Consider the following 11820-nt stretch of genomic DNA (forward strand, 5'->3'; position numbering starts at 1 on the left):
TCTCATGGCCGGTGCACTCCACCTTGATTTCCCTACATTCCAGAAATACGCGAACGAATACGCCGCGACGATTCCTCCTATCGACAAGACCGTCGACAAGCTGGGCGACGCGGTGCAAGCCGCGAAGAGTGGCTGGGAAGGCGACGCGAACGCCGCATTCAATCGGTTCGCCGACGAACTTCAGAAAAAAATTCTGGCGGTGAACAAGGATCTGGGCCTGGTTTCCGATGCACTGAACACCGGTGAGAAGAAAGTCGCATCGGCCGAGGACGAGAGCATGTCCGGATTCACCTCGCTGAACACCAACTACCTCTGATCACACCGAATACCACCACCGAGAACGGGATCCGACGACCATGCTGTACAACCCCACGACAATCAACGCGCTGATCGACGACCTGGAACGCTACAGAGGTAATATCACCGCGGAAAAGACCACCGCCGAAGAGGCGGCGAAGAAGCTGCTGAGCCAGGGGTGGCAGAGCGGCGACGCGGGGGCTTCCGCGGCCTTCCAGCAGAAGCACAACACCCTGATGACCGATATGGACGAGCTGCTCGGCGTCCTCGGCCACGGCATCAGCAATGTCCGGGACGCGCTGGCCAAGGCACAGGCCACCGACCAGAACGTCGCCGACGACTTCGTCTGGTAGACAGCTGAAACCGGGAAAGGGGCCCGCCGCGATGGCGACGGGCCCCTTTCTCATGCCGTCGGAACCAGCGCCCGCGTCTCTGTCGCGGTGGCGCCGAGATATTCGAACTCCTCGGGGATGGACACCAGCCGGACGGCCAGGTCATCGCCGGTGGTGCGCAGCACCACTCGGCCAGGGGTGTCGGCGGATTCGATCAGCACCACGTCGGCATCGCATGCCGCGGCCTGGGCTTCTTCCGGCGCGCGGACATAGACGGCGGTGGCCTCCGACACCTGCCCGGTGGCGGTGACGCCGTCGTAGACGATCATCGTGGCGGCGGCCGCATGATGCGAGCCACCCGCCGACGACACCGCGAGCGCCGCAAGGGCGCCGACCTCGCCGACCAGATGTTCCCATGCCTCGGGCCGGACGCTGTGCACGATCACCTTGGCGCCGACCGCCACCGAGCGCAGCACCATCAGCTGGGTGAGCCGCAGCGAGCCGACGATCTCCACCCGCCGGACCGAGGGCCCGAACAGCGGAACCGCCACGCCCGACCCGTCTTCGGTCGCGCCGATCACCTGACCGCACCCGCCGACCGGCACGGTGAACCGGGCCATCGCCGCCGGCGGACCGCTCAGCGCGGCGGACGCATCGAGGTGTCCACCGTCGAGCAGCAATCGCCGCTGGTCGCCCGGCAGCGCGCGCAGCCCGAGATCCTCGGCGGCCGAGCCGGATTCGGTGTCCGTTCCGGTGGTGTCGTGCCGGACCAGTGCGGTCATGGTCACGGTGGTACCGCGGTGGGTCTTCGGTTCCGGCGTCAGCCGCAGCCGGGTGAGCACGGACCTCCCCGGCAGCGTCCAGACCGCCGACAGCACACCCGAGTCGAGCCGGGCCGGTGGAATCACATAGCCGGCCAGCTCGATGCTGTTGTTGCGCAGCACATGCCAGCTCTCGGACCACTGCGCCACCTCGGTGTCGTGCAACGCGGCCGCCTCCGCCGCGGCCAGCTCCTGGGCGGTCAGTACCGCGGCGCGAACCCCACGGGTGGTGAGACGGCTCGCGACGCGGCGGGTGGCGACCAGCGCGGTCCGGATCATGCCCTCCTGGCCGCCGCCCCGATTCTCGATGGCGCCCGCGTTGTCCAGCGGATCGAAGCGCAGCACCAGCCAGACCGAGCGCGACGCCGCGGCGGGCAGCGGGCCGAGCAGCTTCCGATACAGGTCCGCCACATTGTGCGGGCCGTGGGTGCGGCCCCCGAGGGCGAGCACGTCCACGGACGCGAGCCTGATGTCGAACTGGGCGACGCAGCGCGCCACATCGGCAAGGGAGACAACGGAGTTGGAGTGTATGTCGGCGGCGCCGAGCAGGGTCGGCGTCACCGCCGCCCGATCGAGCGCGAGCATGGTGATGAGATGGCCGCCGTCCCAGCGCATTCCGCAGTGGTCGCCACCGGATTCCGGCACCGGCACATCGAACGGGTCGGTGTGCGACGGGGCGGCACCCTCACCGCGATTGCGCAACCACAGCGCGGCGCGCATCGTCAGAATTCGCCAGATGTTCGTCTTCCGCACCCGGGCCGCGCCGAGGACGGAAACGGCGAAACCCGCGCCTGCCACGGCCCACGGCGGTGCGTCGAGCGCGATTGCCGAGGTAGCGGCCGCGGTGCCTGCCGCGGCGCACGGCAAAACGGTGGTCAGCGGCAGCACGTCGAATACCGTGCGCCGCCGTGGTCCTGGTGCCGGAATGACATCCGGATCCGATTGCGTATTTCCGGGAATTTGTTCGGTATTCACTCGGCCCGTCTCCGTTCGGCACAAACCCTGCATTGTGCGTTAGCGTCTCACATGCCAGCCGAAATTGCGTAAGGAGTTGTGGTGCCTGCCCAGTTGACTACCCGCGCGCAGGTGAATGGATATCGATTTCTGCTGCAGCGATACGGGCATGCGATGGTGCGGCGCGATGTGCGAATGTTGCACGATCCCATGCGTATCCAATTCCGGTCGCTGATCACCGGTATCGTGCTCGCGGTATTGTTCACCGCAGGCTGCGCGATATTGTCGTTTCTGCGGCCGCAGGGGCAGGTCGGCGATGCCAAGATCGTGATGGGTTCCGGCAGTGGCGCACTGTACGCGGTGGTGGACGGAACACTGCATCCCGCACTCAATCTCGCGTCGGCGCGGCTCATCACCGGCAGCGGCGAATCGCCGACCTCGGTCAAGGACGGGAAGTTGTCGTCGCTGCCGCGCGGGCCGCTGCTCGGCATTCCCGGCGCACCGGCGGCGCTGCCCGGCCCGGCCGACAGCGCCCGCTCGGAGTGGACGCTGTGCGAGGACGCGACCGCAGGGCTGCGCAGCACGGTGCTGGCCGGTGCGCCGCGGCTCGGCGCGCAGGTGCGCGCGGCGGCGCCGGGTGAGGCAGTGCTCGTCACCAATGACGGTGTGACCTACCTGATCTACGACGGCAAGCACGCGCGGGTGGACAAGAGCAACGAGGCGATCGTATCGGCGCTGCCGCAGCTGCGGGCCCTGCGCCCGCGACCGATCGGGACGGGCCTGCTCAATGCCAGTGTGGCCGTGCCCGATCTCGCGGTGCCGATGATTCCGGGGGCGGGTGCACCGAGCGCGGTGCGCGGTGGCGAGTTCCCCGTCGGCTCGGTGATCAGAGTCCAGGGCGTCGACGGCCCGACCGTGTACGTGGTGCTCGCCGACGGCGTGCAGCAGATCTCGGAGTTCACCGCGCGGGTGCTGCGCACCTCGAATTCGATGGGGCTCACCGCGATTCCGAAGCTCTCGCCGGATGCGATCCGCGGTATCCCGGTGGTCGACAGCTTGCCGGTGCACCAGTTTCCGAGCAGCGATCTGACCGTCGTCTCCGCCGATACCGATCCGGTGGCATGTCTTTCGTGGTCGCGCGGGGACGGTGATCCGGTCGCGCGCCTGCGGGTGCTGCTCGGCGGCAGTCTGCCGCTGGCCGACGGGATCGCGCCGATGACGTTCGTGGCGAGCAAGGGCGCGAGCGCCGCCTACCTTCCGGCCGCCACCGGTGAATTCATTCAGGTGACCGGGATAGAGCCGGACAGCACCCGTCGCGATGCGCTGTTCTACGTCACCGACACCGGGGTCCGGTTCGGTATTCCGGACGTGGCGACGGCCGCCGTGCTCGGGCTGACCAAGCCGAAATCGGCGCCGTGGCAGATCGTCGGTCAGTTGCCGGGTGGGCCGATGCTCGACCGGCAGTCGGCCTTGATCGCCCGAGACATCGTCGCCACCGGGCGATAGCGGTACGAAAGATAAGGAGTGCTGATGCCACGGATTGTGGGCAACTACGCCGATGGTGCGCTGGTGGTCGCGGTCGGCGGCGCCTGCGTGGTCGTCGGGCCGGACGCGGTCGACGATGCGGGCCACTGTCTGACCGCCCCAGCGGAATTGGGGGTGACCCTGGTGAGCGTCGCCGCGGCCGATGCCGGATTCGTTTCCGCCGACGAGCCGATGCCGGACGGGCTGCTTTCGGCGGACCAGATCGCGGCGGTGCTCGACTGGGAGGTCGGGTACGTCGAAGGCGTGCCGGGCGATGACAACCGGCCGGGTCTCAGCGGTGCCGAGGTCGATCTGTATCTGCGGTATCGGCCCGATACCGGTGACGTCTATCCCGACGGCGCCGCCCCTGCCATCGATCGGCTGTTCCCGCTGGACGGCCTTACCATCGATCTGCCCGAACTCGATGCCGAGATGGGCAGTGCGACAGCGGAGTTCGACGGCGATTTCGCCGAGCCGGAGCTGGTGGTCCAGCTGTGCGCGTCGATGGTGCACGTGGATGATTTGAACGGTGCGGAGATCGTCGCCGACGCGGCGACGGATCTGATCGACCGGATCAGCTACGTCGCGCCGGTGGAGGAGTTCTATCCGGCGCTGGCACAGGTGGTTTCGGCGGGAGCGGTGCCCGAGCTCGCGGTCGAACTCGCCGGCGGGTTCACCGAGGAGCAGATCCTGGACTTCCTGGGGCGCCTGGTCGCCGAGCTCGATCGGCGCAGGCCGTGGCCGGAACCCGCACTGGTGCCGGTGGATCCGCAGACCTGGCCGTCGATCGGGTCGAGTGTGCCGATCGGCTGGGTGGACATGGCCATCAGCGATCTGGAGTGGGCGGTCAAGGCGGGCTTCGCCGACGTGGCGGAGGGGGACAACCCGCTGCTGGTGCTGCGGATGCGCGGCGGGCAACTTGTCGCCCTGGTCGGCGACGAGGAACCGAATCCCTTCCGTTTCCTGGTGTTGCTGCCGGATGCGGAAAATCAGCATGACCCGGCGGAGGTAGCCGCCTACTTGGAGCGCTACGCGGGATTGCGCGTGGAATCGGAAGGGTTGGCGGACGCGATGGCGGAGGCGAGGCAGGCATGATCCGGCCGGAGAACCAGCGCGCGGCGGGCGAAGCCGCCGATCTGATCGACGCCGTCGCCGGCGCGCTCGATACGTTGGCCGAGATGCGCGCCGGCCGTGATGCGTTGACCGCGTCGGCGACGGTGGAATACGGCCGTATCACCGTGGTGGTCAACGCCTCCGGCTCCATCGTCCGGACGGTGTACGCCGAGGGCATCGACGAACTCGGCTACGGGCAGATCGCCCGCGCCACCGTGCAGGCCGCGCAGGCGGCGGCCGCGGAGGTCGAGCGGAAGAAGAAGGAACTGCTGGGGCCGCTCGCGGCCATGCGGTTCGGCATGCCTGCGGCGCAGGACCTACCCGAGGAACTCGCCGCTCTGCGCGCCCAACTGCCCGAACCGACCAGGGCATCACTGGAACCACCCGCGGAGCGCGCCGCGGGCAAGCCGCGCGGCGGCAGCAACCGAATCATGGACCGTTGAACAACGCACCGGCCGCGCACGGAAGGAACAGCTCCGATGGATGACGAATTCGCCAGTGCCGTAGTCGAATTCCAGGCGAAGATGGCGCAGGTGGCGCAGATCCAGGCCGAATGCGCACAGCTCGTCGCCACCGGCTGGGCGCAACGCCGCCGCGTCCGCGTGACGGTGAACGCCGACGGCATCGCCATCGACATCACCTTCGGCGCGGGCGTGCGCGACCTGAGCTACGACGAGATCGCGGCCGCCGTCACCGAGGCATCACAACAGGCCGTACGCGAAATCGCGGAAAAGACACAGGAATTGATGGCGCCCATCGCGATCGATCAGACCGAGGCACCTGATCTGGGCAGCATGCTCGGCGCGATCGGTTCGCTCCGCGAGCACCTGCGCTGATGTGCGGGGAGATAGTCACCTGCGCCGTCGCCTGACCGGCTGGCTCATCCGCCGAGCACAGTCAAATGGCCCTTCGACACGCCGCGATTGGGGGCCATTCGACTGCGCTCGACGGATCAGGCATCTCTGGATGCGATGCCCCGCGGGGGAGTCGGGGTCAGCGGGTGAGACCGGCCAGCGCCAGTTGGGACCATGCGCCGGGTATGTCGGTGTCCTCGTTCGTTGTGAAGGCCGCGGCAGCTAGATCGGTTGTCACCGAACCGGATTCGGCGGCAGTGACCAGATCCTCGAGCGCGGAACGGGAGGCTGTGGGGCCGAGCACACCACACATGATGTCGACCGCCGTCGGCGGTGTCCACAGGCCGGGGATCGCCGCGCCGATGGTGGTCGGGGCCGGTGACTGCCCGCTCGACCAGCCCGTGCCGTCCCACCAATAGCAGAACGACAGCTCCGCCGTGAACGCGCGGTGGTTCAGCACCGAGCCGTCGAGCCAGTCCGGGACACCCGCGTAGTACTCCGGGACCTGCGCGCCGTCGTTGTACGCCGCGTCCAGTTCGGGCGCATTCCACACACCGCCGGACAGCACCGCCCGCCCACGGGGGAGCAGGTGCAGCGTCGACCCGCTGCCGTTGGTCCCCTCGAAAACCGCGGTGGCCCCGACGATCCGAGGCCCCCACCCGGTGCCTACCGCCACCGCCGCGGCCGCCACCGTCGCCCACCGCGCCCACACCGTCTGTGCCGCGAGAAACCGGACCGAGGTCGCGGGCGCTCGCTCGAGCCGGGCCCGGTTCAGCACCTGCGGCATGTGCTGCGCACCATCGTCGACACGCAACCGCCCAGCCAGCCACACCGGCAGCCGCTCGCGCGGAAACTCCTCGAGATCCGCTCGATACGCCGCGGTAGGGAGCAGCCGGTCGACCGGAAACGGATCATCGCCGTACCCGAATTCGCAACTGGCCGAACCGGTCCGACCACACACCAGCGTGACCTGCCACCAAGCCCGCGCACCCGCCCGCACCGTCACCATCCGCAACGCCTGAACCAGCTCCACCGCCTCCATCGGCACCTCGATGCCGACAGCCTCGCTATCGACCACAAACACCGCATCCCCCGACACCGCCCCCACCGTCACCGAAAAGCCCACCCGCAACTGCTCCCACCCCGGCGGTCCCGCAGGCAACAGCAGATCAGTAATGGCAGTGACGAGCTTGCTTGCGGACCACCGCATTTCAACGGCATCGTCCTCAGATACAGAACCTTCGACCGCATATCCCTCGGCCGCGTGATCGTCGGCCGCGTGGTCCTCGCTCGCTGCCAGGGGCGCGGCAGCGGAGGTGGGTTCGGATGCCAGTGGCGCCGTGGCGGGTTCGAGTGCGGCAGGCATAGCCGAAGCAGCTGCCGTCCGGGGCGCGAGTACGGGGACAGGTGTGGATGCCGTTGGTGCCGTGGCGGATCCGGGGGCAGTGGTCATGCTCGTAGCGGTAGGTATCGGGGTGGCGATCGCGGGTTCGTTCGTGGACCGGTGCACATCGGTGGTGCCGTGGGCGACTGCTGCCGGTGGTGCGGGAATAGTCGAGTCGGCCGGGTCTGTAGACGCGGTGGGTTCGGTGGTCATGGCCGACGGGGGCGTGAATGGTGTCGACAGGGTCGTGCCGGCGCCGAATTCGGTGGTCAGGGTGAAAGCCAGGTCGGGGCTGGTGAGGTCAGGTTCTTCTGGCGTCGTCGGGGTCGCAGGGTTCTTCGGGGTCGGGTTAGCCGGGATCATTTGGTCCATGGGGCTTTTCGGGTTCGGGTGCTCGTTGCTCATGTGTTCCCCCTGACAGCCAGAAGTCGTAGGCGGGCGGTAGCAGGGCGGTGAACGGGTCCGGCATGCCGTGGGCGAGTGGGAGTTTCCTGGATTTCGGTTTTCCGCTCATGTAGCCGCCGTCCAGCATCGTTCGTTCGGTGCGGATGCTGGTCTCGAAGTCGGCGAGCTGGCGCTCCAGACGGCGCTCGGCCGCACCGGATGCCCGCTCGAGCTCATCGTGGTCGGTTCGCGAGAGCTCGATCTCGGTGCGGCGCTGATCGACCTCGCGCTGTAGTTGCTCCTCGTGGGCGAACGGGTGAGTTGTTGCGAGTCGGCCTGGGTGTGCGGCGCTCGCCGCCGCTGCCGCGCGCCCGGCGTCCTCGAGTTCGGTCATCGCCCTGCGCACATCGGCCATCGCGGTGTTACGGCGACCGATCGCCGCGTCGAGATCGGCGCCGTTCCTGGTGAGCTGCCGGTCGAGGACGGCCAGCCGCGCGGTCTGGTCCTCGATCGCGCGGTCCTGTGTCTTCAGCGTGCTCTCGAGCTCGGTGATCCGTTGCCGCATGGCGGATTGTTGTTCGGGGGAAGCGTTGTCATGATCGGCGCGCGCCTGGTCGAGGTCGCTCTTCGTCGCCGCCCTCGCTGTCTTGGTTTCGGCCAGGGTGTCCCGATGCGTGCCGCGTTGCTCGACGAGATCGTTGAGCCCCCGCCCGACCGCGCGCTTGTATGCCCTGTCGACCTGTATATCCGTGTCCCGCAGCGCGGCGATGCGCACGTCGGCCGCCGCCAGCCTGCTCCGCAGCGTTGTCACCGTCGGATCCTCGGCGTGCGATGCGGGACCGGGACCGTGTTCATTGCCGTTGTGCGAGGCCACATTATCGGCCGCGTCACCGTTCGAAGGCCTGCGTTCGTGCCCGGATCCGCTGGGTGATGCCGGACCGATCTCGGATTCCTCGCCCCGCGCACTCGAGTTCGGCCGTTGGCTCCCCGTCGAGTTGCCGCCGCCGAGGTGCCCGGCAGAGTTCGTGCCGTCGCTGTCCACTTGGCCACGGACCGAAGCGCTCGCCCCACCGTCTTCGGCCGAACTGTGAGGCCCTGCTTCGGAATTCGCGGAGTTGTGGTCGTCGCCGATGTTCGCCTTGCTGTTGGCCGGGCTGCCCTTGGCGTTCTCGTCGACCGAACTGCGCCGTGCCGCTCCGGAATTCGCCGAGTTGTCGGCATCGGGGTGCGGTAGTGGTGGCAATGGTTTGTCGAGATCCGGGGGCGGTCGCGGTGGTGGTGTGGTTGCGGGCACGTCGATTTGGCGGTCGACCGCCTCCAGTCGACTTTGGATATGTGCCCGGGTCGCCGTGTCCGCATCGATGGCCTCGTTGAGCCGTTGCCGGGTCTGGGCAACCCCATCCAGTGCGGCCGGATCGTCGGGTGCTGCCGCCGCGCGATCGCGTGCCCGCACGTTCGCGAGTTCCGCGTCGAGCACCGCCCGCCGCGCATCGGCGAGTTCCTTGATCTGGCTGCGCTGTTCGCTGACGTGCGCGTCGCGGTTCGCGCGACGGTTGACCGGTCCGCTGTCCGGTGTGCGGTCGGCCTCGCGGACCGCCGCACGGTCCTGGGCGCGCGCCGCCTGGTGCCGCTGATCGTCGCGTGCCCGGATTTCCGAGATCAGTTCGCTGGACGACTCGAGCGGTTGGCTGGTAGCCGGGGCGTCGGCGTCCGCACGTACCGAATTGTGCTGTGCCGCACCACCGGCCCTGGTCGCCTCTGGTTCCTGCCCACGCATGCCGATATATCCGCGTGGCGTACCGATCAGCGAGTTGCTCGCCACCGCGCCGATGAGACCGATGGTCGGATTGAAGGTACCGGTGAACCCCATGGCGATGCCGCCGCCGACCAGGGTGGAGACGACCGTCGGCACCGTGCCGGACAGCATGCCGAGCCCGGCGCCCCATACCCCCGCCGTCGGGTCCTTGCCCCTGCTGGTCAAGAACCGGGCGCCGTACTTGCTGAGGTTGGTCGCGACGAGCGCGCCCGCGTACCAGCCGCCGGTCGACGCGGCGACCGACATCCCGAACTGGGTGGCGTCGAAGGAGTCGCGGTGGCCCTTCGAGATCTGGATGCCCTGGATCGTGGCATCGAGCCCGCCGGCCCAGATGAGGTTGTTCACCGCCTTCGAGATGAGGAATTGCACGGTGTCGGCGGGGAGTTCGGCGAGCGTGCGCGCGGTGGTCGCGCGGAATCCGGCGTCGAGGAATGTGCGGAAGAGCCCGGGTGCCGCCTTCGAGGTGAGCGCCGTCGGGTATTTCGCGACCAGCCCGGCGATGCGTCCCGGTTCGTCGGTGAGCCGAGGTAGGTACCTGAGCGTCTTCACCAGGTATTCACCGACGTGCGGGATGTCGCCGAGCGCGGCGAGCGCGCGATTGCTCACCCGGTAGAGCGTGGCGCGGGTGGCGCCGATCGCCGCGGCCTCGACGGCGGGCGCGGTCGGCGGCCAGAGCCATGCGCCCGCGATCTGCGCGGCCAGCATCGTGGTCGCGAAGATGGTCATCAGCTTGGTGGCTTCGAGCGTGGTCGCCGCGTTGCGGGTGGAGCCGCCGACCTGCCGGAAATCCTCGACCAGCCGTTCCACCGAATGGTCGCCCGTCTGGAGCTGGTGCAGCGCCGAGGCGATCCGCGCGCGGCCCGCGCCGGATTCGTAGCCGCTCAGCGCACGGTCCTGCGCCGAGCGGATCACCGGAAGCACCTGCTGCTCCAGGTCCTCGGCGGCGGTCAGCCAGGCTTGGGCCATGGCGAACATACGGTCCTCGTCGCCGTCGGGCCACACCTGGCCGACCACGTAGGTCAGGAAGCGCAGTTCCTCCGGCCAGTGCAGAGACATCGGCGGCCGTCAGAACGCACGGGAACTGCCGAGATCGGCGGCATCGGCGGAGTGCGCGGCCTGAAGCAGTCCGTCGCCGAAATCTTCGACGGTGCCCACCATTTCCCGGCCGCCGCGCAGCAGGTTGCCGCGGGAACTGCGGTAGCCTTTCTCGCCGTCGGCGAACTCCTTGCCGTAGGAATCCCTTCCCCACGTTTCCGCACCGTATGAGCCGACGCTTTCCGACAGGGTGGTGATCGCGGTGTCGAATGCCGCCTTCGCCGTGAGCAATTCCGTGGCGCCGGCGCGCACATTCGCGGGATCGATGATGATTGTTTCCGCCAACGTGCTCGCCTCACCTTCGTCGCGCTCGGGTTCGGCGAAATGCCTACGCCTGCAAGCGGTTCCACAGTAGGTACCACAATCCCGCAGTACCGGCCAGAGATTCGGCGCAAGGTGAACGGCTCATGTCGCGGCGGGAAACGCGTCGGGGAGCTCTCTGGTAACCACCGAGCCGATATAGCGTTCGACGAATCGGCCGACCACGGTCGCGGTGATCGCGCCGGGCCGGGTACGCGCCGAGTTCAGCTGCGCCGTAAGCACTTCCACATCCCGTGCGCCCCGATCGGAGCGCCGGAACTCGCGCACCGCCGTGCGCACGAAGATGTCGGTGAACTGTCGCGCGATGTGATCGCAGTCGGCGCGTAGCTGATCGACCTCGTCGAGCGCGCGATCGGTGCTCATCCCGGCGTCGAGCAGCTGCTCGAAGACCTCGATGAGGGCGGGCTCGGCCGCTCGGTAGGTCGCCGGGTCGACCGGTTCGTACAGCCCGGCCGCCACCGCCCTGGCCAGCCCGTCCGGCGCGCCGCCGAACCGGTCGGCGAGGTCGGCGGCGGTGACGAGTCCGTCCGATGGGGTGTCCTGAGCCCGCGGGGCGGGCGCCGCGGCGACGCCGAGCACGTCGGCGAGATCCTCGCCGCGGTCCCAGGCCTCCAGCAGCCCGCGCACCCCGTTCAGGGTGATGCCGCGCTCGAGCAGCCGCTCGACGATCCGGACCCGGTTGAGGTGCTCTTCGCTGTAGAAGCCGGTGCGTCCCTTCATCTTCGGCGGAGGCAGCAGGCCGCGCTCGTTGTAGTCGCGCAGTGTCCGCACCGTCATCCCCGACCGTTCAGCCAGATCGCTGATCGTCAACTCCGCCTCCATCGCCATGCCTCCAGGAAACCACAGGTGAACAACGCGTCCATCGGACATCAATAGCCCATCATCGGCTCTTGTATGCGCCATCACATGACGGTATGTTCCATCG

Annotated in this window: 11 protein-coding genes; 6 read left to right on the top strand and 5 right to left on the bottom strand. The window is 68.4% G+C overall.

All coding sequences use genetic code 11. The features are described 5' to 3' along the window. The first annotated feature begins 4 nt into the window (after positions 1-4). Together ACIG5A_RS09595 and ACIG5A_RS09600 are read left to right on the top strand one after the other, a co-directional pair. Entirely contained in the window at positions 5-316 is a 312-nt protein-coding gene (locus tag ACIG5A_RS09595; protein WP_397239723.1) for a WXG100 family type VII secretion target, read from the top strand. Positions 317-356: 40 nt separating this feature from the next. Further along, the gene (locus ACIG5A_RS09600) at positions 357-650 is read left to right on the top strand and encodes a hypothetical protein (protein WP_397239724.1); all 294 of its coding nucleotides are present in this window, start codon (positions 357-359) and stop codon (positions 648-650) included. Positions 651-700: 50 nt separating this feature from the next. Here the strand turns inward: ACIG5A_RS09600 and eccE are convergent, their stop codons facing one another. Beyond that, positions 701-2425 (bottom strand): type VII secretion protein EccE, encoded by a 1725-nt coding sequence (gene eccE, locus ACIG5A_RS09605; RefSeq protein WP_397239725.1) that lies wholly within the window; start codon positions 2423-2425, stop codon positions 701-703. An 81-nt stretch (positions 2426-2506) separates the two neighbouring features. Between eccE and eccB the strand changes: the two genes are divergently transcribed. Genes eccB through ACIG5A_RS09625 form a run of 4 tightly spaced genes read left to right on the top strand, consistent with a single transcriptional unit; the run spans position 2507 to position 5877 of the window. Further along, positions 2507-3910, top strand: coding sequence for a type VII secretion protein EccB (gene eccB, locus ACIG5A_RS09610; protein WP_397239726.1), 1404 nt, complete (start codon positions 2507-2509; stop codon positions 3908-3910). Between the two features lie 24 nt (positions 3911-3934). Next, entirely contained in the window at positions 3935-5023 is a 1089-nt protein-coding gene (locus ACIG5A_RS09615; protein WP_397239727.1) for a hypothetical protein, read from the top strand. After that, positions 5020-5484 carry a YbaB/EbfC family DNA-binding protein gene (locus ACIG5A_RS09620; RefSeq protein WP_397239728.1) on the top strand — a complete coding sequence of 155 codons (465 nt, stop codon included), beginning with the start codon at positions 5020-5022 and terminating at the stop codon, positions 5482-5484. Before ACIG5A_RS09615 ends, ACIG5A_RS09620 begins: the two co-directional genes overlap by 4 nt. Before the next feature lie 36 nt (positions 5485-5520). Continuing rightward, entirely contained in the window at positions 5521-5877 is a 357-nt protein-coding gene (locus tag ACIG5A_RS09625) for a YbaB/EbfC family nucleoid-associated protein (RefSeq protein ID WP_397239729.1), read from the top strand. Between the two features lie 157 nt (positions 5878-6034). Here ACIG5A_RS09625 and ACIG5A_RS09630 read toward each other — a convergent pair whose 3' ends face one another. From ACIG5A_RS09630 to ACIG5A_RS09645, 4 genes are all read right to left on the bottom strand, one after another. Next, positions 6035-7105 carry a hypothetical protein gene (locus tag ACIG5A_RS09630; RefSeq protein WP_397239730.1) on the bottom strand — a complete coding sequence of 357 codons (1071 nt, stop codon included), beginning with the start codon at positions 7103-7105 and terminating at the stop codon, positions 6035-6037. 523 nt (positions 7106-7628) lie between these two features. Next, entirely contained in the window at positions 7629-10535 is a 2907-nt protein-coding gene (locus ACIG5A_RS09635; protein WP_397239731.1) for a hypothetical protein, read from the bottom strand. A 9-nt stretch (positions 10536-10544) separates the two neighbouring features. Beyond that, positions 10545-10859: a hypothetical protein gene (locus ACIG5A_RS09640; RefSeq protein WP_397239732.1), complete on the bottom strand. Its 315-nt coding sequence runs from the start codon at positions 10857-10859 to the stop codon at positions 10545-10547. Positions 10860-10979: 120 nt separating this feature from the next. Continuing rightward, the gene (locus ACIG5A_RS09645; protein WP_397239733.1) at positions 10980-11723 is read right to left on the bottom strand and encodes a MerR family transcriptional regulator; all 744 of its coding nucleotides are present in this window, start codon (positions 11721-11723) and stop codon (positions 10980-10982) included. Positions 11724-11820: the final 97 nt, after the last annotated feature.

It is taken from the genome of Nocardia sp. NPDC052566 (assembly GCF_044547285.1).
In the GTDB taxonomy this organism is placed as follows: domain Bacteria; phylum Actinomycetota; class Actinomycetes; order Mycobacteriales; family Mycobacteriaceae; genus Nocardia.

Coding starts and splice junctions, on each gene's coding strand:
- ACIG5A_RS09595 (WP_397239723.1), top strand. CDS start 5: ATGGCCGGTGCACTCCACCTTGATTTCCCTACATTCCAGAAATACGCG.
- ACIG5A_RS09600 (WP_397239724.1), top strand. CDS start 357: ATGCTGTACAACCCCACGACAATCAACGCGCTGATCGACGACCTGGAA.
- ACIG5A_RS09615 (WP_397239727.1), top strand. CDS start 3,935: ATGCCACGGATTGTGGGCAACTACGCCGATGGTGCGCTGGTGGTCGCG.
- ACIG5A_RS09620 (WP_397239728.1), top strand. CDS start 5,020: ATGATCCGGCCGGAGAACCAGCGCGCGGCGGGCGAAGCCGCCGATCTG.
- ACIG5A_RS09625 (WP_397239729.1), top strand. CDS start 5,521: ATGGATGACGAATTCGCCAGTGCCGTAGTCGAATTCCAGGCGAAGATG.
- ACIG5A_RS09630 (WP_397239730.1), bottom strand. CDS start 7,105: ATGCGGTGGTCCGCAAGCAAGCTCGTCACTGCCATTACTGATCTGCTG.
- ACIG5A_RS09635 (WP_397239731.1), bottom strand. CDS start 10,535: ATGTCTCTGCACTGGCCGGAGGAACTGCGCTTCCTGACCTACGTGGTC.
- ACIG5A_RS09645 (WP_397239733.1), bottom strand. CDS start 11,723: ATGGCGATGGAGGCGGAGTTGACGATCAGCGATCTGGCTGAACGGTCG.